23 protein-coding genes are annotated in these 24,258 nt (G+C 63.4%); 12 read left to right on the forward strand and 11 right to left on the reverse strand.

The genetic code is table 11. The annotated features are described in order from the left end of the window. Positions 1 to 38: 38 nt before the first annotated feature. Together AB4048_RS16540 and AB4048_RS16545 are read right to left on the reverse strand one after the other, a co-directional pair. Complete coding sequence (locus tag AB4048_RS16540; protein ID WP_442203069.1) at positions 39 to 548, reverse strand: CAP domain-containing protein; 510 nt, start codon at positions 546 to 548, stop codon at positions 39 to 41. 4 nt (positions 549 to 552) lie between these two features. After that, a complete protein-coding gene (locus AB4048_RS16545) occupies positions 553 to 819 on the reverse strand; it encodes a DUF6460 domain-containing protein (protein ID WP_442203070.1) in 267 nt (88 codons plus the stop codon). 196 nt (positions 820 to 1,015) lie between these two features. On the opposite strand from AB4048_RS16545, the gene AB4048_RS16550 reads away from it, so the two are divergent. Together AB4048_RS16550 and AB4048_RS16555 are read left to right on the forward strand one after the other, a co-directional pair. Continuing rightward, on the forward strand, positions 1,016 to 1,951 hold the full coding sequence (locus AB4048_RS16550; RefSeq protein ID WP_442203071.1) for a methyltransferase: 936 nt from the start codon (positions 1,016 to 1,018) through the stop codon (positions 1,949 to 1,951). Between the two features lie 214 nt (positions 1,952 to 2,165). After that, positions 2,166 to 2,801, forward strand: coding sequence for a YitT family protein (locus AB4048_RS16555; protein WP_442203072.1), 636 nt, complete (start codon positions 2,166 to 2,168; stop codon positions 2,799 to 2,801). A 65-nt stretch (positions 2,802 to 2,866) separates the two neighbouring features. Here the strand turns inward: AB4048_RS16555 and AB4048_RS16560 are convergent, their stop codons facing one another. Beyond that, positions 2,867 to 3,055, reverse strand: coding sequence for a DUF2735 domain-containing protein (locus AB4048_RS16560; RefSeq protein WP_442203073.1), 189 nt, complete (start codon positions 3,053 to 3,055; stop codon positions 2,867 to 2,869). A gap of 402 nt (positions 3,056 to 3,457) precedes the next feature. Between AB4048_RS16560 and AB4048_RS16565 the strand changes: the two genes are divergently transcribed. Next, a complete protein-coding gene (locus tag AB4048_RS16565) occupies positions 3,458 to 4,495 on the forward strand; it encodes a glutamine synthetase beta-grasp domain-containing protein (protein ID WP_442203074.1) in 1,038 nt (345 codons plus the stop codon). 343 nt (positions 4,496 to 4,838) lie between these two features. Here AB4048_RS16565 and AB4048_RS16570 read toward each other — a convergent pair whose 3' ends face one another. After that, a complete protein-coding gene (locus AB4048_RS16570; RefSeq protein WP_442203075.1) occupies positions 4,839 to 5,303 on the reverse strand; it encodes a carboxymuconolactone decarboxylase family protein in 465 nt (154 codons plus the stop codon). Between the two features lie 25 nt (positions 5,304 to 5,328). Beyond that, positions 5,329 to 5,832 (reverse strand): RrF2 family transcriptional regulator, encoded by a 504-nt coding sequence (locus AB4048_RS16575; RefSeq protein ID WP_442203076.1) that lies wholly within the window; start codon positions 5,830 to 5,832, stop codon positions 5,329 to 5,331. Positions 5,833 to 5,936: 104 nt separating this feature from the next. Between AB4048_RS16575 and AB4048_RS16580 the strand changes: the two genes are divergently transcribed. From AB4048_RS16580 to AB4048_RS16595, 4 genes are all read left to right on the forward strand, one after another. Further along, complete coding sequence (locus AB4048_RS16580; protein ID WP_442203149.1) at positions 5,937 to 8,447, forward strand: ligase-associated DNA damage response DEXH box helicase; 2,511 nt, start codon at positions 5,937 to 5,939, stop codon at positions 8,445 to 8,447. A gap of 21 nt (positions 8,448 to 8,468) precedes the next feature. Next, complete coding sequence (gene pdeM / locus AB4048_RS16585; RefSeq protein ID WP_442203150.1) at positions 8,469 to 9,194, forward strand: ligase-associated DNA damage response endonuclease PdeM; 726 nt, start codon at positions 8,469 to 8,471, stop codon at positions 9,192 to 9,194. A gap of 66 nt (positions 9,195 to 9,260) precedes the next feature. Then, the gene (locus AB4048_RS16590) at positions 9,261 to 9,866 is read left to right on the forward strand and encodes a hypothetical protein (RefSeq protein WP_442203077.1); all 606 of its coding nucleotides are present in this window, start codon (positions 9,261 to 9,263) and stop codon (positions 9,864 to 9,866) included. 80 nt (positions 9,867 to 9,946) lie between these two features. After that, a complete protein-coding gene (locus AB4048_RS16595; RefSeq protein WP_442203078.1) occupies positions 9,947 to 10,600 on the forward strand; it encodes a hypothetical protein in 654 nt (217 codons plus the stop codon). Between the two features lie 12 nt (positions 10,601 to 10,612). Here the strand turns inward: AB4048_RS16595 and AB4048_RS16600 are convergent, their stop codons facing one another. Next, positions 10,613 to 11,167, reverse strand: a complete 555-nt coding sequence (locus AB4048_RS16600; protein ID WP_442203079.1) for a dihydrofolate reductase family protein — start codon at positions 11,165 to 11,167, stop codon at positions 10,613 to 10,615. Positions 11,168 to 11,275: 108 nt separating this feature from the next. Here AB4048_RS16600 and AB4048_RS16605 point away from each other — a divergent pair, with 108 nt between their 5' ends. Next, positions 11,276 to 11,785 (forward strand): winged helix-turn-helix transcriptional regulator, encoded by a 510-nt coding sequence (locus AB4048_RS16605; protein WP_442203080.1) that lies wholly within the window; start codon positions 11,276 to 11,278, stop codon positions 11,783 to 11,785. 33 nt (positions 11,786 to 11,818) lie between these two features. Here the strand turns inward: AB4048_RS16605 and AB4048_RS16610 are convergent, their stop codons facing one another. Both AB4048_RS16610 and AB4048_RS16615 read right to left on the reverse strand, forming a co-directional pair. Further along, positions 11,819 to 12,802 (reverse strand): threonine ammonia-lyase, encoded by a 984-nt coding sequence (locus tag AB4048_RS16610; protein ID WP_442203081.1) that lies wholly within the window; start codon positions 12,800 to 12,802, stop codon positions 11,819 to 11,821. Beyond that, positions 12,799 to 13,575 carry a GntR family transcriptional regulator gene (locus AB4048_RS16615; protein ID WP_442203082.1) on the reverse strand — a complete coding sequence of 259 codons (777 nt, stop codon included), beginning with the start codon at positions 13,573 to 13,575 and terminating at the stop codon, positions 12,799 to 12,801. Before AB4048_RS16615 ends, AB4048_RS16610 begins: the two co-directional genes overlap by 4 nt. Positions 13,576 to 13,746: 171 nt before the next feature. Here AB4048_RS16615 and AB4048_RS16620 point away from each other — a divergent pair, with 171 nt between their 5' ends. From AB4048_RS16620 to kynU, 4 genes are all read left to right on the forward strand, one after another. Beyond that, complete coding sequence (locus tag AB4048_RS16620) at positions 13,747 to 14,736, forward strand: ABC transporter substrate-binding protein (RefSeq protein WP_442203083.1); 990 nt, start codon at positions 13,747 to 13,749, stop codon at positions 14,734 to 14,736. Positions 14,737 to 14,799: 63 nt separating this feature from the next. Then, complete coding sequence (locus tag AB4048_RS16625; RefSeq protein ID WP_442203084.1) at positions 14,800 to 15,579, forward strand: ABC transporter ATP-binding protein; 780 nt, start codon at positions 14,800 to 14,802, stop codon at positions 15,577 to 15,579. Positions 15,580 to 15,584: 5 nt separating this feature from the next. Then, complete coding sequence (locus AB4048_RS16630) at positions 15,585 to 16,508, forward strand: ABC transporter permease (RefSeq protein ID WP_442203085.1); 924 nt, start codon at positions 15,585 to 15,587, stop codon at positions 16,506 to 16,508. A 12-nt stretch (positions 16,509 to 16,520) separates the two neighbouring features. Next, positions 16,521 to 17,768 carry a kynureninase gene (gene kynU / locus AB4048_RS16635; protein WP_442203086.1) on the forward strand — a complete coding sequence of 416 codons (1,248 nt, stop codon included), beginning with the start codon at positions 16,521 to 16,523 and terminating at the stop codon, positions 17,766 to 17,768. A 274-nt stretch (positions 17,769 to 18,042) separates the two neighbouring features. Here the strand turns inward: kynU and AB4048_RS16640 are convergent, their stop codons facing one another. The 3 genes from AB4048_RS16640 to AB4048_RS16650 form a co-directional block, all read right to left on the reverse strand. Next, positions 18,043 to 18,846: a TIGR02186 family protein gene (locus AB4048_RS16640; protein WP_442203087.1), complete on the reverse strand. Its 804-nt coding sequence runs from the start codon at positions 18,844 to 18,846 to the stop codon at positions 18,043 to 18,045. Beyond that, entirely contained in the window at positions 18,843 to 19,769 is a 927-nt protein-coding gene (locus tag AB4048_RS16645) for a sulfite exporter TauE/SafE family protein (protein ID WP_442203088.1), read from the reverse strand. The genes AB4048_RS16640 and AB4048_RS16645 overlap by 4 nt, the downstream gene beginning before the upstream one ends. A gap of 290 nt (positions 19,770 to 20,059) precedes the next feature. After that, entirely contained in the window at positions 20,060 to 23,905 is a 3,846-nt protein-coding gene (locus AB4048_RS16650) for a peptidoglycan-binding protein (RefSeq protein WP_442203089.1), read from the reverse strand. Positions 23,906 to 24,258 lie beyond the last annotated feature (353 nt).

Here is a 24,258-nt window from a genome sequence, read left to right on the forward strand (position 1 = left end):
CAGTCCTCGGCTGCTCAATTCCCGGCGAGACGGCTCGCTTATGTGGTGGAGAGGACCATCGCCCAATAGGGCGTGTCACCGGAAGAGGGATTGTGCGCAACGGCGACGCCAATGCCTGAATAGTTGCCGAGCATGTTGCGCAGGTGGTGCGGCGAATTGATCCAGGCCGTCACCGCCGCGCCCACATCGCCCTGATGTGCGGCGATGTTTTCGGCGGCCGGCAGCCTCACGCCGCTTGCCTTGACGCGATCGCCGAAATTGTCGCCGATGCCCATCAGGTGCCGCATGCTGCCGGCGTTCGCCATGCGTTTCGCCTGATAGAGGGCGGCGGCCGTCGCGGCGGGATCGGCATGCACCGGCGGCAGGCCGTTCTTGGCGCGCAGCGCATTCACCATCGGCAATGCCGCGGCCGTCTGGTCCGCACCGGGTACATTGGCGACCTTGCTGGGCGCGACGCGCGTCGCGCAGCCGGCGACACCGGCGGCAAACGTCAGGGCGGCAAACCGTAGCACGTTGCGGCGCGTAGTGGACTTGGATTGAAAGCTCATGGGGTCAACGCCGGAAGTTGAAGACGCGGAGGATGACGAAAAGCGGAACGACGATGCTCGCGCCAAGGAGGAGATAGTCGCCGAAATGTCCAAGCGCTGCAAAGCCCGAATGCCAGAGCTCCAGCACGAAACGGCGGATGCCCGCAATCAGGTCCCACGCCTGCCAGCCGAACACCCGCATCACGAAACCGACGATCAGCGAAACGACGATAAGCTTCACCAACGTGCGGCCGGGCGAATCGCCGAGAAATTTGTTCACCGCATCCGACATGGAATGTCTCCTGTTCGCTCTTCAGATAAAGCGGCGAACAGCAGCCCGCAAGCGCTTTCCAAGGCAAATTCAAAACTTCACAGCGTCCTTGGCGCGTCATGCACATCTCCTGGCGCTGTCGTGCTCGTTGCCTGAGATAAGACTTGAGTTTTTTTGTGGCCGCCGCCAAATGGCGGCCTTTCGAAGGGATGCCACCATGCTGCCGAGCCAGCTCTCCTCCGGCGACGTGATCGCCGACCGTCGCGCCGACTATGCCAGGATGCTTGCCGAAAGCGGCGAGCCGCAGGGCGCGGCCGAGCTGATGGAGCAGGCCCTGGAGCTCGTGCCCGGCTGGGCCGCGGGCTGGTTCAGCCTTGCCACCTATCGCGACAAGGCTGGCGATGCCGCAGGCGCTCGAGAAGCACTTCGCACGGTACTGGCGCTCGATCACGGCGATCTCTTCGGCGCCGGGCTGAAGCTCGCCCTATTGGGCGGCGCCGAGGTGCCGGACCAACCCTCGAGCCGCTATGTCGAACGGTTGTTCGACGACTATGCCGACCGTTTCGAAACCTCGCTGGTCGAGAAGCTGGACTACAGCGTTCCGCAAAAGCTGGCGGTTCTCATCGGCGCTATCTCCGGGCGCTTCCGGCTCGCCGTCGATCTCGGTTGCGGCACCGGGCTGCTTGGACCTGAAATCCGCGACCGCGTCGATCGCCTGGAGGGCTTCGATCTTTCGCGGAACATGCTGGCCAAGGCTGCCGAAAAGGGTGCCTACGAGCATCTCGGCCAGGCCGACCTCTCACTCGATGCCGAACGTTCTGGCCTTTTCGGCGATGGACTGCCCGCACACCGCGCCGATCTTGTCACCGCCGCCGACGTGCTGATGTACCTGGGCAATCTCGAAAGCGTGTTTTCGCTGGTCTCGGCGCTTGCCGCACCCGGTGCGGCCTTTGCTTTTTCCGTCGAGGATGCGGGCGAGGGCGACGGTTTTTTGCTTCGCGATTCCCTGCGCTACGCCCATGGCGAAGCCTACGTCCGGTCACTTTGCGACCGTCACGGCCTTTCCGTCGAGACGGTGGAGCGCAGCGTCATTCGCATGGATGTCGGAAAACCCGTGCACGGCATCTTGTTTGTTACGCGCGCGATCGCGTGAAGGAACAATTGTTGCGAAGTTGAATTAGGTCAGCATTGCTTACGTATTTCGCTTGATCGAAAGCACCGAAGGCCCCACAATTCGGGCCATACGCTGGCAGGACGGAAACGTTAAGAGTGCCGTCCGGCGCTCCAGCTCATCATCAACATTGCCATCGCTTGGGGGCTTGACCGCTCGAGCGCCACCTTCACCGTTTGCCATCGGAGTGTGCGACGTGACGCAGCTTATGAGTGCCCTGGGTTTCTGGAACACGAGTGCCACCCGCCACACCGCCATTGAAGACGTACAGGGCGTCTTTTCAGGCAGCCTCGTCAGCGCGCTCGGTCTCTACCTGCTGGCTAGCGCCGGCCTCCTGACCGGCAGCACCGCCGGCGTCGCCTTCCTTTTGCACTATGCCTTCGGCGTGAATTTCGGGCTGGCCTTCTTCCTGCTGAATGTGCCGTTCTTCTATCTCTCGTGGAAGCGGCTGGGCCTGGCATTCACGGTCAAGACCTTCATCGCGATCGGCCTGACCTCGGTGATCGCCGATCTGCAGTCGCGCTTTTTCACGATTTCCAGCATTCATCCGGCCTGGGCCGCGCTGCTCGGCGGCGTGCTCCTCGGCTACGGGCTGCTTGCGCTCTATCGCCATCGCGCCAGCCTCGGCGGCGTCGGCATTCTCGGCATTTATCTGCAGGAGAGTTTTGGTATCCGTGCCGGCCTGGTGCAGCTCTGCATCGACCTTTGCGTGCTTGCCGCGGCCTTCTTCGTCACCACCCCGCCGGTGGTCTTCTACTCCGTGCTTGGAGCAGTCGCCCTCAATCTCTTCCTGGCGATCAACCATCGCTCGGATCGCTATATCGCGCTTTGAGGGGATGTGTGCGGACGCACGCGCCGCACCATGGCAGGAAAGAACCCGGTCAGGGGTAACGGCGGTCAGGACTTGCGGGGCTGCTGCGATTCCGTGATCGCCTGTTCGTGATACCATCCGCCGCTGCCGGCATCACAGATGCGCGACGCCTTGGCCTCTTCGGCCGCCTTTGCCATCTCGGCCGCGCGCGCCGAAGCGATCTTTACAGGAAACTGAAAGATCTTTGCCGTCTGCTGATGAAAACCAATCGCCATTTCAGCGTTTCTCCAGATTTTCCGGCGCAACTCGTCGTGCACGGTTCGGATCAGATATAGGATGACCATAGCTCATCTTGAAGAGTAATGCTCATAAAAAATGCGAAGTGATTAAATTATAGGCACACGTTGCCCCTTGGCACTATGCCGTGCAGTTTTCTGCCGATTGGGGTGCGCCACATGGCGCGTTCTGTCGCAGTGCAGCATGTGAGCTGCTGGAATCATTTGAGATTCCGCTTGTCCATGGGAAGAGGCGAATTGCCGCTTGGGGCTGCTAGAGGCCGGGCGATGAAACTGGCATGGCAAATGCATGACGGGATTCAGCCGTTTCGTGGCCTGAGTTCAATACCCGCGAGCACGCTCCGTTTTCCTTGGGCGCGCTCCCGCCTTTAGAGGTTCGCAATGACAAAGTATAAGCTCGAGTATATTTGGCTCGATGGTTATAAGCCGGTGCCCAGCCTTCGTGGCAAGACGCAGATCAAGGAGTTCGAAGCGTTCCCGACCCTCGAAGAGCTTCCGCTGTGGGGTTTCGACGGTTCGTCGACCATGCAGGCCGAAGGCCGCAGCTCCGACTGCGTTCTCAAGCCCGTGGCCCTCTATCCCGACCCGGCCCGCACCAACGGCGTGCTGGTGATGTGCGAAGTCATGATGCCCGATGGCGTCACGCCGCATGAATCCAACGCCCGCGCCACCATCCTCGATGACGAAGGCGCTTGGTTCGGGTTCGAGCAGGAATATTTCTTCTACCAGGACGGCCGTCCGCTCGGCTTCCCCGAACATGGCTACCCGGCGCCGCAGGGTCCCTACTACACCGGCGTTGGCTACAGGAACGTCGGCGACGTCGCTCGCCAGATCGTTGAGGAGCATCTCGACCTCTGCCTCGAGGCCGGCATCAACCACGAAGGCATCAATGCCGAAGTGGCCAAGGGCCAGTGGGAATTCCAGGTGTTCGGCAAGGGCTCGAAGAAGGCCGCCGACGAAGTCTGGATGGCGCGCTACCTGCTTCTGCGCCTGACGGAAAAGTATGGCGTCGACATCGAATTCCATTGCAAGCCGCTCGGCGACACCGACTGGAACGGCTCGGGCATGCATTGCAACTTTTCGACCAGCTTCATGCGCGAAGTCGGCGGCAAGGCCTATTTCGAGGCGCTGATGGCCCAGTTCGACAAGAACCTCATGGAGCACATCGACGTCTACGGACCTGACAACGACAAGCGACTGACCGGCAAGCACGAAACCGCGCCGTGGAACAAGTTCTCCTATGGCGTGGCCGACCGTGGCGCTTCGATCCGCGTTCCGCACTCCTTCGTGAAGAACGACTACCGCGGCTATCTCGAGGACCGCCGCCCGAACTCCCAGGGCGACCCCTACCAGATCGCCTCGCAGGTTCTGAAGACGATCTCGGAAGTTCCGACGAAGGCTGCGTCCGCCGCCGCCTGATCTGGAGCAATTCCAGGAAAACTGCCACGCGGTTTTCCGTCCGGAATTTCGAAAGACAACCAGATCTAGACTGTTAAATGATATGGCGCCGACCCTGAGGTCGGCGCCATAGTTTGTTGACAAAGCAGTCTTTTTTGCGAGTCCTGTCCATTCTCTCCGTCATCCCGGCCTTGAGCCGGGATCCAGCCGCGCCGCGTCGGCGGCGCGAAAGAGTCTTTTGCGCGCAAGGACTTGCGCGCGCTGGACCCCGGATCGAGTCCGGGGAGACGGCGGATAGCGGCGCAGTCCTGGTAAGCCGTCATATTTCATGCCTGCCACGACCGTCGCAGAAGCGACGATGGGATCACGCCGCCTGCGCGGCCTTGTCGATCGGGTGCTGCAGCCGGAAGCCGACGGCGATCCGGTTCCAGACGTTGATCGCCCCGATCGTCACCGTGATTTTGGCGATTTCCGCTTCCGAAAAGAATTCCTTCAGCGGCTCGAAGGCAGAGTCCGGCGCGCCGGTCTCGGAGATCTTCGTCACGGCATCGACCCAGCCGAGAAGCGCGCGTTCGCGTGCGTCGTAAATCGGCGATTCATGCCAGACGCACAACAGGTTGATCCACTGTTCGCTCACGCCGTCGTGACGGGCTTCCTTCACGTGCATGTCGACGCAATAGGCGCAGCCGTTGATCTGGGAGGCGCGCAGCTTGATCAGGTGGACGAGGCGCCGTTCGAGACCGGACTCCTCCTGGACGTATTGCTCGAGCGCGGCAACGGCCTTGTAGGCATCAGGGGCGGCTTTGAAGGGGTTGGAACGAGCTTGCATTTTAGTCTCCTATCTTGGGTTGGATCTATCTGTTGTTGGTTCTGCGTTCGTGGAGTTCGAGAAAGGCGCAGCCTCTCGCGGCAATGCTGCCGTCGTCGTCGACGGCGAGGTCGGCTTGCAGGTCGGCAATGCTGACCCGCGAAAGTTCGGCGCGATAGGCGCGCTCGGCCTTGAGCATGGCGGCGTTGATGCCGCACGGCTTGGCAAAGAGGTGCGCACCGACCGGATTTGGCCCGCGCTGGCGGATTTCACTGCAGCGAAACGCAGGCGCCGGTCCTTCCACCGCAAGCACGATATCGAGCAACGTGATCTCGCGCGGCCCTCGGGCAAGACGATACCCGCCCTTCGGTCCCGGCACGGTGTGAACGATGCCGGCGCCCGAGAGCGCCTGCAGATGCTTCAGGAGATAGCTTGGCGATACGCCATGGAACTCGGCCAGTGCCGCGGCCGACAGCACGCCATCCGAAGACAGCCCCGCCAGCATCGACACGCTATGGATCGCCTGTTCTACGCCGTCTCCGAGTTTCATTGGTTCCTCCTAATCATGGATAATTTATATCCGTGATTATTGGCAATGTCAACGGGGATCTATCATCGCTTCTCAATCCTCGCTTTTGAACTACATTGACCCGCGTGGATCAGATCGATGTCGAAAGCCGCGCAGCCTTGCCCGCCCCCTTCTTGCGCTGGTTCGCGGAAAAGGGCTGGCAGCCGCGCGACCATCAGCTGGAGTTGCTGGCGCGCGCCGAGGCTGGCGAAAGCACGCTGCTGATCGCACCGACCGGCGCGGGCAAGACGCTCGCCGGCTTCCTGCCGTCGCTGGTCGAGCTCACCCGACGCGGAAAAATTCCACCCGGATCGGCCTTTCGCGGCATACACACGCTCTATGTCTCGCCGTTGAAGGCGCTCGCCGTCGATATCGAGCGCAACCTGATGCGGCCCGTGACCGAGATGGGCCTGCCGGTCTCCGTCGAGAACCGCACCGGCGACACGCCGTCGGCCAAGCGCCAACGCCAAAAGCTCTCGCCGCCCGACATCCTGCTGACGACGCCCGAGCAGGTGGCGCTGCTTCTGGCGAACAGCGAGGCGGAGCGTTTCTTCAAGGATCTCAAATACGTGATCTTCGACGAGCTGCATTCGCTGGTCACGTCGAAACGCGGCCACATGCTGGCGCTCGGCCTTGCGCGGCTGCGGCGGCTGGCACCCGATCTCAAGACCATCGGCCTCTCGGCGACCGTCGCCGAACCGATGGATCTGAGGCGCTGGCTGGTGGCGCAGGAAGAGGGCAGGGAGCATGAGGCCGGGCTGGTGACGGTTGAGGGTGGCGCTAAGCCCGACATTTCGATCCTTGCGACCGACGAGAACATTCCCTGGGCCGGCCATGCGGCAAGATACGCCATTCCCGACATCTACCGGCAGCTGAGGGAACACCGCACGACGCTGCTCTTCGTCAATACGCGCAGCCAGGCCGAGATGCTGTTCCAGGAATTGTGGTCGGCCAACGAGGATAACCTGCCGATCGCGCTGCATCACGGATCGCTCGACGTCGCGCAACGCCGCAAGGTGGAGGCGGCGATGGCGGCGAACCGCTTGCGCGCCGTCGTTGCCACGTCGACGCTCGATCTCGGCATCGACTGGGGCGATGTCGATCTCGTCATCCATGTAGGTGCGCCGAAGGGGGCGAGCCGGCTTGCCCAGCGCATCGGCCGCGCCAATCACCGCATGGACGAACCGTCGAAGGCGATCCTGGTGCCGGCCAATCGCTTCGAGGTGATGGAATGCCAGGCAGCACTCGACGCGAACTACATCGGCGCGCAGGACACGCCGCCGCTCGGATCGGGCGCGCTCGACGTGCTGGCCCAGCACGTGCTCGGCATGGCCTGCGCGGAACCCTTCGATCCGCTCGAACTCTACGACGAGATCGTAAGCGCCGCCCCCTATGCAGATCTCTCCTGGGAGACCTTCGAACGCATCGTCGATTTTGTCGCGACCGGCGGCTATGCGCTGCGAACCTACGAGCGCTATGCGCGTATCCGCAAGATGGAAGATGGGCGCTGGCGCGTCTCCAATCCGCAAGTGGCGCAGCAATATCGCCTCAATCTCGGCACCATCGTCGAAGCGCCGATGATGAATATCCGCCTCGTCAAGCGCAACGCCCGGGGCTCGCTCGGGCGCGGCGGCGCATCGCTCGGCAAGGTGGAGGAATATTTTCTGGAGCAGCTGTCGCCGGGCGACACGTTTCTTTTCTCCGGCAAGGTCCTGCGCTTCGAAGGCATTCGCGAAAACGAATGCTATGCCAGTCAGGCCTTCTCCTCCGATCCGAGGATACCGTCCTACATGGGCGGCAAGTTTCCGCTTTCGACCTACCTCGCCGACCAGGTGCGCGCCATGCTAGCCGACCCAGACCGCTGGCGCCGCCTGCCCGAGCAGGTGCGCGACTGGTTGGCCATCCAGGACGAAAAGTCCCTGCTGCCGAAACACGATGAACTCCTCATCGAGACTTTTCCGCGCGGCAGTCGCGGCTATATGGTCGCCTATCCCTTCGAGGGGCGGCTGGCGCACCAGACCCTCGGCATGCTCATCACCCGCAGGCTCGAGCGCGCCGGCGCCAAGCCGCTCGGCTTCGTGGCTTCCGACTATGCGCTCGGGATCTGGGGCCTGGAGGACATGGGGGCGATGATCGCGGCCGGTCGCTTAAGCCTTTCCGATCTTTTCGACGAGGACATGCTCGGCGATGATCTGGAGGCCTGGCTCGACGAATCCTTCCTGTTGAAGCGCACTTTCCGCAATTGCGCCGTGATTGCCGGCTTGATCGAGCGCCGGCATCCGGGCAAGGAAAAGTCCGGCCGGCAGGTGACGGTCTCGGCGGACCTGATCTACGACGTGCTGCGCAGCCACGAGCCGGACCACATCCTGCTTGAGGCGACGCGGCGGGATGCGGCGACAGGACTTTTGGATATCGGCCGGCTTGGCGATATGCTGAAACGAATCAAGGGGCACATCACCCACAGGGCGCTCGACCATATCTCGCCGCTCGCCGTGCCTGTCATGCTGGACATCGGCAAGACACCGGTGCCGGGAGAAGCCCACGATGTCGTGCTGGCGGAAGCCGCGGATGATATCATCCGCGAAGCCATGGGCTGACGAGAACGAGGATAAAGCTTGATGCATCGCCTGGCGCTCTCGCGCGACTTGAATGCTTTCGGACCCGGCGCAGGCGCGGAAACGTCGGTGAACGGCGTCGCGGCGGTGTGCGATCCGCTCGGAGCACTCTACCTGCCGGACGCCGGCACGCTCGTCGTCTCCGATCTGCATCTGGAAAAAAGTGCGGCCTACGCGCGGCGCGGAATGCTGCTGCCTCCCTATGACACGCTGGCGACGCTGACGGTGCTTGAAGCCGTCATCGCGCGCTACGATCCAAAGCTCGTCATTTCGCTCGGCGACAACTTTCACGATCGGGTAGGGTCCAGGCATCTGCCGGAGACGTTCCGCAGCCGTATCGTTGCCATGGCCGCGGGCCGCGAATGGGTCTGGATCAACGGCAACCACGATCCGGACGGCACGGTCGACCTGCCCGGCATCTCGGCCGACGAACTTCACCACGGCGGTATCGTCTTCCGCCACGAACCGCTAGGTGGCCAACAGCGGGGCGAGATCGCCGGTCATCTGCACCCGGCCGCAACCGTTCGGCGTCGCGAAAAATCCGTGCGCCGGCCGTGCTTTGCGACAGACGGCGCACGCCTGATCATGCCCGCCTTCGGCGTCATGAGCGGCGGCCTCGATCTCAGAAACCGCGCCATGGCCGGCCTCTTCGACCACGCCACCCTCGTCGCCCACCTCCTCGGCCGCGACCGGATTTATTCCGTCCGTTTCGGAAATTTGGGCCATTGAGCCCATACTGAGTTGCGCTTGACTTGGTTGTGCAACTGATGTTCTTTACGCCAAGAACTCGTGAGCATGGTGAAGCTGGGCTTGGCGTCTTTGCAAACTGAAAAGTTGGAGCACTGGCGCCATCTTGTTAGCCAGCAGAAATCGCTGTTTGGCTGGCCGTCATGGCAAAACGTCTCTCCGACGCGCCACCGCGATACCGGGCCGGCTTCAGTGACGCAACGCCACATCAGGTCGGCGGTCGCGGCCCGAGCCCAGCTGGTCACTCAGTTGTCGGATGCCGACGGGGTCTCGATCGAGGAGGCCCGTTTAAGGATTTCGGCGTGGACTCAGCGCCCCATGGAGGATGTCACCGCAACGTTCGAGGTGCTATATCAGCAGCGCTGGCTCTGCATAAGCAGGATTGACTTCCATCCGAGCGCACCCCACGCCAATAGACATTGGCGCAGCTGTAAGGTTCCACCGGAAGTGATGGGTTCCCATATTCATTCGTTCGAAGACAACGCCAAGCTCGGTGACGAGGCCTTCGATCCGCGTGAGAATCTGCCGAACGCAAGACCACTTGACATTGAGCCGCAATCGCTTCGCGAAATATTCACCATGGTAGGCGACTGTTTTAATGTATCCGAGTTAACTGAGCTTCCGGCGCTTGAATGGAATAGGAGCCTGTTTTGATCGATGGACTTTCGATAAATCAGATCGCTGACGAAGTTGCACGCGCCCTTTCCTATTCGAAGGCAGGCAACGAAAGCGCGATGATCGTAACGCCCTTGGTCTATCCGGGTGGCGCTCGCGTGGTCTTACGTTTGCAAGAAAGCCCAACCGGTTTTTTTGTGTCCGACAACGGGGCTGCCCGCAGCGAAGCCGATCTTATGGGTGGGCGCGCGATCTTTGCGCGTATCGCTCGCGGATTGGCAGAGCGCTTTTCCGTACGGTTCGACAGCGACATGATCTTTGATCTCGACGTTCCACGGGAAGCATTGGTGAGCGCTGCGATTGCTGTCGGCAACGCCTCGAAATACGCTGTCGACCACACAGCGGAGCGACTTTCGGAACGGAACGCCTCGGACATGCGACAAAAGTTGTGGGAGCGACTGGCGGCTGTGTTTCCGCGCGCTTTTGTTGAACGTGAAGCGATGTTTATGGGAGCGAGCTCGGAATGGAAATTCGACGCCGTCATGGAAAGCGATGAGCACAAATCTGTGTTCGACCTTGTGACCCCCCACGCGGCATCTGTGCATGCCGCCGTTTCGAAGTTTCTCGATGTTAAGGATCTCGGCGATGGAGCGCCGGTTCGCGTCGCCGTCGCGATCGACCGGCAGAAGACGCCGCATTTGCCGCTTCTCGGCCGTACTGCCAAGATTATAGATCTCGGTAGTGGAGCAGAGATCTATAAGAACGCAGCGTAGTCACCGGGCACCTTACGGCTTAGGTTCGTAGCGCAGGATCAGCGCGCCGTTCTTGAGCGTTGTCGCCTCCAGCAGCTCGAGTGCCATCTGCTTTTCCGCGGGCTTGAAGTGCGGATTGCCGGCGCCGAGCACGACCGGCACGAGGCAGATGCGGTATTCGTCGATAAGGCCTGCCTTGGCGAGCGTATCGACAAGTTCGGCGCTGCCGAAGATGAAGATCGACTTGCCGGCTTGCTCCTTCAGCCTAGTCAACTCCGCTGCCGGATCGGCGATGACGCGGCTGTTGTTCCAGTTCGCCGTTTTCATGGTCCTGGAAGCGACGAGCTTCTCGATGCCGTTCATGTAGGCGGCGATCTTGGGCGCCTCCTCGGCCGTCGGCCAGTATGAGGCCATGCCCTCGTACGTTTTGCGGCCGAACACCAGCATGTCGCCTTCCTCGCCGAGTTCGGTGGCGTAGCGTTCGAGCTCTTCGCCCCAGGCAAGCATGTGAAACTCGAGATCCCAAGGTTTCGTGCCCTCGAAATACCCGTCGAGCGTCATCAGGTTCCAAACGATCAGCTTTCTCATCACTTCCTCCAAAATGCTGAATCTTGCGGCAAAGCTGATTGCAACATGAAACTGGTTGCTGCTCAAGAAAGCGGCTGCCAAAATGCAAGCAGTTTTCTGGAGACCAGAATGGACGCGCTTCACCGCTCCGGCTGCCCGATCAATCTGACGCTCGAAGTCCTCGGCGACCGCTGGAGCCTGATCATCATCCGCGACATCATGTTCGGCAATCGCCGGCATTTTCGCGAGCTGCTGCAGCATTCGGAGGAAGGGATCGCCTCGAACATTCTTGCCGATCGCCTGAAGCGGCTGATGGAGCGCGGGCTGCTGACGCGCAGCGACGATCCGACCCACAAGCAGAAGGCGATCTACAGCCTGACGGAAATGGCAATCGAACTCGTCCCGATATTGGCGCAGATGGGAGCCTGGGGGCGGAGGCATCTCCCGGCGTCGGAGGAGCTGTCCATAAGGGCGCAGTTGCTGGAAGAGGGTGGGCGGCCGCTTTGGGACGACGTCATGGACGAGTTGCGGGCGGTGCATCTCGGCAAGGCGTTGCCGCCCGACACCCCATCGGTGCTCGGTCGATTGACCGAGGCCTATCTGGAGGTGGCGGCGCGAAACCGCGCTGGCGAGGCTTAGGGCATATCCGCTCTATCCATTTGTTTTCATGCCTCAGGCTTGCGGGATTTCGCCGCGCAACACCTGCCCGAAGGCATCGGCGTCGATGTTGCCGCCCGAGATGACGCAGACCACGTTGCCCTTGCAGCGGTCGCTGGCAAGCGCTGCCGCCAGCGAAGCGGCGCCTGCGCCCTCCGCGACGATCTTCGCCTTCGAAAAGAGCAGCCGCATGGCCTCGGTCACCTGAGATAGGGACACGGTGATCGCGCCGTCGATCAGGGGATGTACCAGCGGCCAGATCTCAGGCAGCAGCGAAGGCCCGCCGATGCTCTTGATGAAGGATGGCCGCGTTTCGATCTCGACGATCCGGCCGGCGTCGATCGCAGCCGTGACGGGCGCCGCATTTTCATCCTCGACGGCAAAGACCCTGGTTTGCGGCCGCAGGAACCTCAGCGCACTTGCGACACCGGTTGTCATGCTGCCGCCGCCATAGGGGGTGAGCACCCAATCGACATCGGGCAGATCCTCGAGGATCTCCATGCCGATCGAGCCGTTGCCGTCGAGCACCGCCTGATCCGTGACGGGGTTGATCAGGAGCTCAGGACCGTCCGGCCGTTCGACGTCGGTTATATATCGCCACCAGGTTTCCTTCGAAATGAAGCGGACCTCGCCGCCAAGCCGCCGAACGCCGTCGATCTTGGTCTGGGGCGCCCCGGAATACATATAGGCGGCCATCGGCACGCCGAGCGCGCGTGCGGCCCACGCCGTGCCATAGGCCATGTTGCCGGAACTGGCGACGGCGACGCCGTGGCGCAGCGTTTCGGGCTCCCGGCTCAGCAGCGCATTCAGGGCCGGACGGAGCTTGAAAGCCCCAATCGGAGAAAGCGTCTCGAGCTTCAGGAATATCCGCCGGTCGGAAAGCTCGAGGGCCAAAGGCATCAGCGGCGTGCGCGGGATGTAGGGGGCAAGCCGCGCCCGTGCCGCCGCGATGTCCTCAAGCGTTGGACGATGCGGCGTTTCACGTCCCGCAGCGCTCATTGCGCGGCCTTTCGCGGCCGCTTCTTGATACCGGGCAGGCCGCCGCCGCTTTGTTCGCTTTCCGATTGAACGTAGACGTCGAGTGTGTAGCCGATGTGCTCGGTGATCAGCGCTCGCGTCCGCTCGATGTCACGGTCGAGGGCCGCCTCCATGAGCTTGGTGTGATGCTCGATGGCCATGGCTTCGCGCAGCGCCGCCATGGCTCCGTCGTAGCCGTCCTTCAGTCCGGCGGCGGCGCGCAACGTCGGCACGAGCCCGAGGAAGCGGTGATGGCGGCGCAATTGATCCCAGAGCGTGGCGTGGAAGCGCAGGAGCCAGCTTGACGTCGCCGCACTCAGCAGCGCCGAATGGAAGGCGGCATGCTTCTCCTCCCATTCGTCGACCGCCGCCTCGGACGTATCGTCCACGGCGATCCGGCAGCGCGACAGCCGGTAATGGGCGGTGACGACGGCCGACTCCCATTCGCTGCCGCCCCGTTCGACCGATTCCAAAAGCAGCGGTACTTCGATGACCTGGCGCGCGCGCGTCAAATCTTCCAGCCCCTCGCGCGACACCGGGGCGACGGCAAAGCCGCGATTGCTGACGGCGGTCACAAGCTTTTCCGCCTCCAGCCGCGTCAACGCCTCGCGCAGGGGCGTCCATCCGATGCCATAGGTATCGCGCAACGTGCTCAGTTTCAGCGAGGCGCTCGGAGGAAGGCGCGTCGTGAGGATGTCGCGCCTCAGCAGCCGGTAAGCGTTCTCCGTCTTCGTCGAATGCTCTTCGTCCTGCATTTGAACCCCCACATGCTTTGCCGAAATATATACGGGATCGCCATTTTCGCAAATAAATATATTTTTTGGAGGATTTTGAGAGAATATATATAGGAATTGACAAGCCTTTCGCGGCGGATAATATCCCTCACCGTCGCCCGAGGAGTGCGGCGTCAAATCCGGGAGGAAAAAATGCATAAATCGAAGTCCGGCTGGCTCTCTGGCCTGGTTGTCGCGGGCGCGCTTATGGCCAGCATCGGCTCGGCTGCCGCTGCCGATCAGATTCGCATCGGGATCGCCAATTTCGGCGAGCATCCGCAGCTGAACGCATCCATCGACGGCTTCAAGAAGGCGCTGGCCGCCGGCGGCTACGTCGAGGGCAAGGATGTGGTCTACAGCGAGAGCCACACCAATTTCGACGCGTCCCTGGTGCCGCAGATGATCGCCAAGCTGCAGGCCGAAAATCCGAAGCTGATGTATACGATCACGACGCCGGTCTCGCAGATCGCCAAAAAGGCGCTTGCCGGCTCGGGCATTACGATCGTGTTCTCCGCCGTCACCGATCCCGTCGCGGCCAAGCTCGTCCCCTCCTGGGAAGCAGGCGATGCCGGCATGACGGGTGCGACCGACCTGCAGGACGTGGCCGCCGTGATGGCCTTCACCAAGAAGCTGCTGCCGAACGCCAAGCGTCTCGGCGTGCCTTATAATCCTGGCGAAGCCAACGACGTGGCGCTGCTCGACAAGATCAAGGCCGCGGCCCCCGCCGCCGGCTTCGAGGTCGTGGCTGTCGGCGTCGACAACGTCAATGACATCCAGCAGCGCATCGCTTCGCTCGCCGGCAAGGCCGACGTGATCTACACGCCTGCGTCCAACCTGCTGCAGCCGGCGATTGCCGCCGTATCGGCCGCCGCCCGCCAGGCCGGCATCCCGATCGTCAATTCCGACGATGGCGCCGTTCGCAAGGGCGTGGTTCCCGCAAGCTTCGCCGTCAACTACGAGCAGGTCGGCATGAACGCCGGCAAGATCGCCGTTGAGATCCTCAAGGGTGCCGATCCGAAGACGATCGCGCCGTCGCGCCCGGCCTACGAGGACCATTTCCCCTTGATCTCGAAGAGCGCCATGAAAGCCTTCGGCATCGAACTGCCGGCAGATCTCGCCAATTGCGGCTGCATCGTCGACTGAGTTCGACGGTCGCAACATCGTGACGGCGTGACCTGCGCCGTCACTTCTCTCAGGGAGGAGAGCATGCTGGAAATCCGCGCGGCGCGCAAAGTATTCTACAGGGGCCAGCCCGACGAGAAGGTCGCGCTCGATGGCCTGGATCTCAAGCTCAAGACCGGCGAGTTCGGTGTCGTCATCGGCTCGAACGGTGCCGGCAAGAGCAGCATGCTCAATGCCATATCAGGAGCGCTGAGCCTCGATTCCGGCAGCATCGTCCTCAACGGCGATGATGTCACGGGCCTGCCCGTGCACAAACGGGCGATGCGCATTGCCCGCGTCTTCCAGGACCCGATGAAGGGCACCGCCGCCAGCATGACGGTTGCCGAAAACATGCTGCTCGCCGACCTCCGCAGCAAGTCGCGTGGACTTCGCCGCGGCCTCACAGCTGAGCGCCTCGCGATCTATAGGGAACGGCTGTCGATGCTTGGCCTCGGCCTTGAAAAACGCCTCGACACCCGCGTCGAGCTTTTGTCGGGCGGCCAGCGTCAGTCGTTGTCGCTGATCATGGCGGTCGGCGGCGAGCCCGAGCTTCTGCTTCTCGACGAGCATACCGCGGCACTCGATCCGCGCACCGCCGACATCGTCATGCAGGCGACGATACGCACCGTCGAGGCACTGAAGCTCACGACGCTGATGGTCACGCACAACATGCAGCACGCGGTCGACTTCGGCGACAGCGTCATCATGCTCGATGCCGGCCGCGTCAAGCTGGAGATTTCCGGCGAAGAGAAGAAGCGCCTCACCGTTCCCGACCTGATCGGCCACTTCTCCGTGAAGACCGACCGTATGTTCCTGGCGAGCTGACGACCATGACCTTCATTCAAGACATCTTGACGAGTTTCGTCGGCCTCATTCCGGTGACGCTGGCGCAAAGCCTGATCCTCGCCTTCGTAGTGCTGGGCATCATGATCCCGTTCCGCATGCTGAGCTTCCCCGACCTGACGAGCGAGGGCGCCTTTCCGCTCGGCGGCTGCGTCAGCGGCGTGATGCTCGCCGCCGGTGCCTCGCCGGTCGCGGCAATCCTGGTCGCGCTGGTGGCGGGCTTTGCAGCCGGCTGCTGCACCGCCTTCATCCACCTGCGTTTCCGCATTCACACGCTTCTCGCCGGCATCCTGATGATGACGATGCTCTACAGCATCAACCTGCGCATCATGGGCAGGTCTAATCTTTCCGTGTTCGGCACGACCGCCGTCTTCGACTGGGCGCCTTTCGTACAGCCGGGCTTCCCGGCTGCGAAGATCATCATCGCCGGCGTGCTGGCGCTGATCGTCTTCTTCCTGCTCAATCTCTTCTTCAACACCGAGAAGGGCACGGCCATGCGCGCCGTCGGCGCCAATCCCGACATGGCGGAAGCGCAGGGCATCAACGTCTGGGCCGCGACCATCGGCGGCGTTGGCATTGCGAGCGCCTTCTCGGCCACCGGCGGCGCGCTGATGGTGCAGTCGCAGGGCTTCGCCGACGTCAACATGGGCATCGGCATCCTCATCAACGGCCTGGCGGCGCTGATGATCGGCGAGGCGATCGTCGGCAAGCACACCGTGCTGCGCCAGCTTTCGGCGCCCTTCGTCGGCGCGGTCGCCTATTACCAGCTGGTGTCGTTCTGCCTTGCCGCCGGCATGCCGCCGCCGGACCTGAAGCTCGCCACGGGGCTCTTCGTGCTTGCCATGCTGGCACTTCCCAGCATCAAGCGCAGCCGCGGCCCGGCGCCCGCTCGAGAAACCATTCGCGAATAGGAATTCGATATCATGACTGCACTTCCCGATCTCGCCGCCATCGAAGCGATGGACGCGACCGACCCGCTCCGCGCGTTCCGTGACCGCTTCGTCCTGCCGCAAGGCGTGACCTATCTCGACGGCAATTCGCTCGGCGCGGCAGCCCCCGCCGTCTTCGCCGAGCTGCAGAAGGCAGCGACCGATGAATGGGCGAACGGCCTCATCCGCAGCTGGAACACCGCTGGCTGGTACGACCTGCCGGTCACGCTCGGCGACCGTATCGGCCGGCTGATCGGCGCCGCTCCCGGCCAGACGGTGGTGACCGACACCACCTCGATCAACATCTACAAGGCCCTGCATGCGGCAATCGCCATGCGTCCCGGCCGCTCGGTGGTCGTGGCAGAAGGCTCGAGCTTCCCGACCGACCTCTACATGGCCGAAGGCGCGGTCTCGACCCTGCCGGGCGCAACGCTCCGGCTCGAGGGCGTCGATGCGCCGTCGATCGAGGACCTGATCGACGAAAGCGTTGCTGTGGTGCTGATCAACCACGTCAACTACAAATCGGGCGAGATGCGCGACATGGCGGCGCTGACGAAGAAGATCCACGATGCCGGCGCGCTCGTGGTCTGGGACCTCTGCCACTCCGCGGGCGCACTTGCCGTATCGCTCGACGAAGCGGACGCCGACTTCGCGGTCGGCTGCACCTACAAGTACCTGAACGGTGGTCCCGGCTCGCCTGCCTTCATCTATGCGGCGACGCGCCACCACGACGTCATGCGCCAGCCACTGAGCGGCTGGTTCGGCCATGCCCGGCCCTTTGCCTTCGAGCAGAGCTATGCGCTCGGCAGCGGCATCCGGCGCTTCCTCTGCGGCACGCAGTCCGTCCTGGCGCTGCGCGCGCTCGACGGCGCGCTGACCATCTGGGACGACGTCGATATGCACGCGCTGCGGGCCAAGAGCATCGCCCTGACGGAGCTCTTCATTCAGCTCGTCGAGGCGAAATGCGGACGCTACGGCGTGACGCTGGAAGGCCCGCGCGACCCCGCCAAGCGGGGTAGCCAGGTGTCCTTCGTTCACGACCATTCCTACGAAATCATGCAGGCGCTGATCGAGCGGGGCGTCATCGGCGACTTCCGCGCGCCCGCGACGATCCGCTTCGGCTTCACGCCGCTCTATGTCGGCTTCAAGGATGTCCTCAGGGCATGCGAGGTTTTGGACGAGATCCTGCGCACCGAAGCCTGGCGCGAACCGCGCTTCGCCGTTCGTGGATCGGTGACCTGACCGAACCCGGGGACGAAGAGTTTTCGGGCGCGTTCGAAAGGACGCGCCCGCAGTTCGTTGGCAAAGCAGTCGTTTTTGCGAGCGCTATCCTTTCTCTCCGTCATCCCGGCCTTGAGCCGGGATCCAGCCGCGCCGCGTCGGCGGCGCGAAAGGGTCTTTTGCGCGCAAGGAATTGCGCGCGCTGGACCCCGGATCGAGTCCGGGGTGACGGCGGATAGGGCCGCAGTCCTGGTAAGCCGTCAGAGTTTGTCAGCAGTCTGCGGACGCGCCCGTTTCATTTCTTGCGGAAGACGAGGCTTGCGCCCCAGCCGGTGATGACGGCGAGCAGCACGGAGAACAGGCCGTAGCTGATCGGCCGCTCGTGGGCGGCGTCGGTGATCATCTGCTCGATACCGGTCTTGATCACGCGCAGCGGCAGCGACTTGTCGGTGATGAATTTGCCGCTCTTGAAGAGATAGGCGTGCACGGTATGCACGCCGTTCGGCACGTCGGCCGGAAGGCGCAGCGTTGCCTTGAAAAGGCTCGAGCTGACGAAACGCACGCCGCTTGGATCGTGCTCGTAGAGACCGGAAGCCGACTGCAGCCGTCGAAACGCATTACGGAAATCCGTAAGATTGGCGGCATTGCCGACGAGCCCGAGCGGTGTCAGCGGAATGTGATCCATGCCGATGCCGCGGTCGTTGAGTTCGAGCGGCGTCATGATGTTGTCGACGGGCCGCGTGCTCGACAGCGAATAGGCGACCGGCACGCGCTCAAAGGTCATGGAACGGGTGTTGACCCAGATGCCGAAAACCCGATCCTTGCGGCGGACGGTGGCGTTCAGCCGTGGTCCTTCGAGCACGACGACAACGTCATACTGGCCGATCGCGAGCAGCAGCTGATCCGTGTTCGATAGCGCACCGAACACGGTGAGGTCAGCACCGGTGAAATCGGAGGTGATCAGGATCTCGTTGGTGGAGGTGCCGATCTCTATCGTTTCCCGCACCGTTCGCGGCTGCTGGTCGAGAAAGACCTGCGCTCTTGCCGCGGGGGCGGCGAGCATCAGCGCGGCAGCCAGCATGAGACGGAAGCGGATCATGGCCCTGCCGCTTCCATGACGATGGAATAGATATCGGCGGGCCTGGCGACGAGGGCGATCGCAAGACGGATCCCGACGGCAAGGACCAGCAGTCCGAGCAGCGCGCGCAGCTGTTCGCCGCGCAGCCTCTGGCCGACACGAACGCCGTATTGCGCACCGATGACGCCGGCGACCATCAGGACGAAGGCGAGCACGATATCGACCGAGTAGTTCGTGGCCGCCTGGACGATCGTGGCGTAGGCGGTGACGAAGATGATCTGAAAGAGCGACGTGCCGACGACGACGTTGGTGGGTATGCGGAGCAGATAGATCATTGCCGGCACCATGATGAAGCCGCCGCCGACGCCCATGACCGAGGTGAGGATGCCGATCCCGAAGCCGAGCGCGATCACCGGAATGACGCTCAGATAGATCTTCGATTTCTTGAACCGCATCTTGAGCGGCAGGCGGTGCACCCAATTGTGATGCCCGGGCCTGCGCGCGATCGGCGCCTCGTTGCGGGCGGCGCGGCGCATGGCATACAGGCTTTCCATGAGCATCAGACCGCCGACGGTGCCGAGAAAGATGACATAAAGCAGCGAGATCATCAGGTCGAGCTGACCGATGCTTCTCAACAGCGAAAAGATCCAGATACCGAGCGTCGCACCGGAAATACCGCCGATCAGCAGCACCGAGCCGAGCTTCACGTCGAGCGTGCCCCGCCTGAAATGGGTGATGGCGCCCGATATGGAGGACGCGACCACCTGGTTTGCGCCCGTCGCGACCGCGACGACCGGCGGGATATTGTAGAAGATGAGCAGGGGCGTGATCAGGAATCCGCCGCCCACGCCGAACATGCCGGACAAGAAGCCCACGGCCGCGCCCATGCCGAGGATGATGAAGATGTTTACCGACAGTTCAGCTATCGGCAGATAAATCGTCACGGCCGTCCCTCACTGCTGGCGTTTCGATCGGATGAGACCGACGCTTCGCGAGATCACGTCCCTCCCGCAGCGGCGAGCCTAGCGTGAAATCCTTGCCAGGTCCTTAGGGACCGCAATTCATTAGTGGCCCCAAGTCATTCAGCCCCAGGCCCAAGTCCTTGGGCTACCAAGTCCTGAGGCCCGGATCCTTAAGCTTGAGCCGCGATCCCATGCCTACGGTATTCGGATGGTTGCAGCGCTGTGTCAACTGCACCCATCGCCGCAGCCCCATACTTCCCGAGGCGGACCGCTTAGTTCTTCGGCATGTTGCGTGCGAGCAGTTTCTTGACGACGGTGTCGTTGACCTTTCCATCGGGGGCAAGGCCGACCGACTTCTGGAAGCTCTTCAGCGCCGTCACGGTCCTCTGGCCCAGCTCGCCGTCCGGCTGGCCGGCGTCGAAGCCGTTGTTGTTGAGGATCGCCTGGATATTGCGGATCGCCTTCTTCATGTCGATCGAGGCGGTGTGGACGCCCTTGCCGGCCCATTCGTCGGGCACGTCGGCGCTGTTGGCCTTGCTGTCGATCGGCTCGGCCTTCCATTGGTCGACCTTGGCGCGGGCGCTTTCCAGCTGCTCCGGCTTCAGCGCTGCGGCCACTTCGTCACGCTTCAGCGCGGCGTCCTTGTCGCCGGCCTTGGCGGCGATCGCGAACCATTTGTAGCACTCTTCCAGATCCTGTTTCACGCCGTTGCCGCGCGCATAGAGGATGGCCAGATTGAACTGGCTGTCGGCGACGCCGAGATTGGCGGCCTTGGTGAACCAGCCGGCTGCCGCCGCATAGTCCTGGGCGCCGATGGCGCCGGACGCCAGCAGCACCGCGAGATTGTGCATCGAACTGACATTGCCCTTGGCCGCCGCCAGCTCGTAGTACTGCTTCGCCTTGGCAAGGTCGCGCCCGAGACCGCTGCCCTTTTCGTACATGCTTGCCAGCCGGTATTCGGCCGGCGCGAAACCTTTGTCCGCCGCGCGCTGGTACCAGGTCGCCGCCTGTGCGAGATCGGCCGTGACCCCACGGCCATCGGTATAGCGCGCGCCGATTTCGAAAAGCGCTAGCGCGTCGCCGTTGCGGGCGGCATCGGCAAGCGAGGCCGGCTGGATTGCTTCGGGAACCGTGATCGCGGAGCTTTCGCCGGCTGCGGGTTGAACGAAGGCCGCCGGAGGCGCCTTGGTCTCGGCGGGCGCGAAAGCCGAGGCGTTCGGCGTCGGTGCACCGGCAGGCGTCAGCGTCTCGCTTGCGTTGTCGCTTCCAAGTGGTGCCGTGGCGGTCAGATGATCACTGCCGGTCTGCGCCGCGCTCGTCGGAGGGACGGTAATTGGGGCGGCCGCAGGCGCAGGCGCTGGCACGCCCGCATCCACAGCCGGAGCTGTCGCTTGAATGTTGGCGGCCGCTGCTTTGGGGGCAGGATCGGCGGCAGGGGCGGGCTTGATCGCGGGTGCTTGCGGGGCGGCCTGGTTCTCGACTGGGCGCGTGTCTACCGCCTGCGGCGCCTTGCGGCCCTCGAGCACGGTGTGAACGAGCGGAAGCGACATGATCGCGAGCAGCGCGGCGCCGACGGCAAGCAGGATCGGCCGGCGGTAGCGCGAAAACGCGCTCGACGGATCCCCGTTCGAGGCCTTTTCACCCTTCTTCGTGGCGGGTGCGCGCGGTGCCTGGTCTACTTCGAAGGCGGCGGCCTGGGCGGCGCGGCGGGCAGCCGCGATATAGTCCGCGCGGTCGTGGTCGCCGGCGCGGCCGGGTGCGCCGTTGCGCGCGGCCTGGCTCGCGCGGACGCGCTCCATGATCATCTTGATATCGGGCGTGCCTGAACCGGGTTCGAGAAGTTCGTTCGGCTCGTCGGCGGTCACGGCTTCGACCGGATCGATCGAGGGTGTGGGATCGATCAGCGGCCGGTCGGCGTTGCCGGCGATCTCGCCCTTGCGGCTCGGGCGAAGCCGCTTGCCGAGGCCGGCCAGGAGGCTCGTGCGCTGTCCTTCCTTGGCGGCGGGCTGCTTGCCGTTCGCCTTGGCCAGCGGCTCGATTGGCAGGTCGGTGGGGGAAGGTTCGTCGAAAAGAGAGAGCGCATCGTCGGCGTAGGCCGGCTGGGCGGCGGGCGTCTTTGTCGCGGCGGGCGCCGTTTCCGCTGGGCTATGCCGGTTGAATTGCACCTCGGTGGCTGGCGCACGGTTGGCCGGCGGCCGTTGTTCCATGTGGTCGAGCCGGTCGGCGATTTGCACGAGCGTATCGTGCAGCGCTTCGAACGTGCGGTGCGTGCGTTCGTCGGTGCTGCGGCTCAATTCCTCGAGATGGCGCAGATCCTCGGCGAGAGCCGTCAGGGTCGCCATCTCCTCGTCGGAGGTGGCCATCGGCGCGCTGCCGTGCGCATAGGCGGCAACGACGGTCTCGGCCGCCTGGCGGGCGGCCTCGATGATGTATTCGTCATTGGTAGACATAAAATCTTCGAGCGCGGTCATGCGCCGGTCGAAGTCGAGATGGAAGGCGTCATCGAGGCCCGGGCGCGGCTCGTTCATCAGGGCGGAGAGATGGGCGATCTGCTCTTCGAGGCCACGCATCGACGCGAGGTCCGCGGGTGGTGCCGCGGTGCTCTGCTCCAGGCGGGTCGCGATATCCGAGAGGCGGGTTTCCAGGCGGCTTGCCGCGCCGTTGTCGATGGCAGCGGCCAGTTGCGGCGGGTTGAGGTCCAGTTCCTCGATGCGCCGTGCCAGATGGTCGAGCCGCTCAGCCAAGACGTCGTTGACGGTGCCGTGCTCCAGCGCGTCGATCTTGCGCGATATATCGGCCAGATGCCCCGTCAGCTCCGGCTGTGCCGCCGCCTGCGAGCGCTGCATGAGATCGAAGAGGTGGTCGAGGCGTTCCTCGAGCTTGGCGGCTGCCTCGGCGTTCGAAAACTGCTCCATGCGAACGGTGAGCGCTTCGATGCGACCGGCAAGATCCTCGTCGGGCGCGGCCTGCCGGCTTGCCTGCGCGCCGATGAGGTCGATCTGCTCGGCAAGTGCTGCGATGCGTCCGTCGAGGCGCTGGACGAGCGCCGGCTCGGCGGCGGCGGAGGCCGTGCGGCCGCTTGCGACGATCGCGCGGCTGATTTCGTCGAGGCGCTGGTCGATCGCGGAGAACTGTTCGCTCATGGCGCGGTCGTGCGGCTGCATCAGGCTGCCGAAGTGCTCCATGGCACCGGCGATCGAGATCAGCTTTTCCTCCAGCGCCAGCACGGCGGGCGTCTGGTTCATGCCGCCCAGCTGGCGCTTGATGTCGTCGATGCGGTAGGCGAGCGTGACGAGCTCTTCGCGCAGGCCAGCGGTGTCGAGCGTCTGCAGCCGCTCCTCCATCCGCTGCGAACGGTTGTCGATATCGCGCACGCTTCCTTCGCGGGCAAGGCCGTCCATCAGGGAATGCAGGGCTTCGAATTCGGTCTTCAGCCCTGCGGCTTCCGGGTGCGCGGCCGGTCCGGCAAGCTGGTTGATGCTGTCGGAGAGGCGGGCGAGATCCGCCCGCATGTCCTCGGCGAAATTGCGCTCTTCGGCCTCGCTGCGGATCGTGCGCATTTCCTCGCGCAGCACGCCGACTTCGCGGGCAACCCCTTCGGCGATGTCGCGCTTCAGGTCCTGCCTGAGCGCCACCAGCGCGCCGGCAATCTCCGAAAGCGCATCGGCTGGACGCGCGGCAGCGGCATCGCGCCTCGGCATCTCAGGAGCACGAACGCCGGGGGCGGATGACTGGGAAATAGGATCCTCACGGCGGGGCAAGGAGCGCTCGCGGCTCATCTCCAGCGCATGCTGGCGTTGACGGATAGCGGCAAGATGCTCGGCGCGAGAAAGGGGTTCGCCGCGCGCGTCGATGCGCTCGGCGGTGGAATGATCGCTGTGCGAAGCGCGATCGGCGGGGCGGCGGGAGAGCGCCGCATCCTCGCCTGGGGCGGGCTCGCTTGCAGGCGCCTGAGGCGCTGCATAGGCGGGCGTCGTTGCCCGGTGACGAGGATCGCGCGTGGTGGCCGGTCCGAGTAGGCCTTCGATGCGGGCCTCCAGCCCTTCGATCGTCCGGCTGAGCGCATCCAGCGACGTTCTGTCGCCGGTGACAGGGGTAATTGGTCGCGATCCACTCATCTCTAGCTCATTTCGCCAGTGGCCAGGGGCCTTCTCAGGGTGCACATCGATGGTCCAACCGTGTTTTTGTGGCGGGACCGTCGCGAACCGTCCGAAAAAGGCTGCCATATTAGGCTTTCCTCAAGCTGACGGCTGAGCTGCTCTCGCGAGAAAACTGAAAACGCGGATTGCCATGCTCACTCAGCACCATCGGCGAAACGTGGTAAATAAGCCGTTAATTTCCGGTGAAGTTCTTAATTTTTGCTTTCGATCCGCTCGCGCTGGATCATATCCACGGTTGTGTCGGCGGCGCTGTCTCGTGGGGTTTCTTTCGACCATCCGTATCGCCGCACGGCGGGCTTTGAACGCCGCTG

The organism is Rhizobium sp. RAF56 (assembly GCF_052113965.1).
In the GTDB taxonomy this organism is placed as follows: Bacteria; Pseudomonadota; Alphaproteobacteria; order Rhizobiales; family Rhizobiaceae; genus Rhizobium.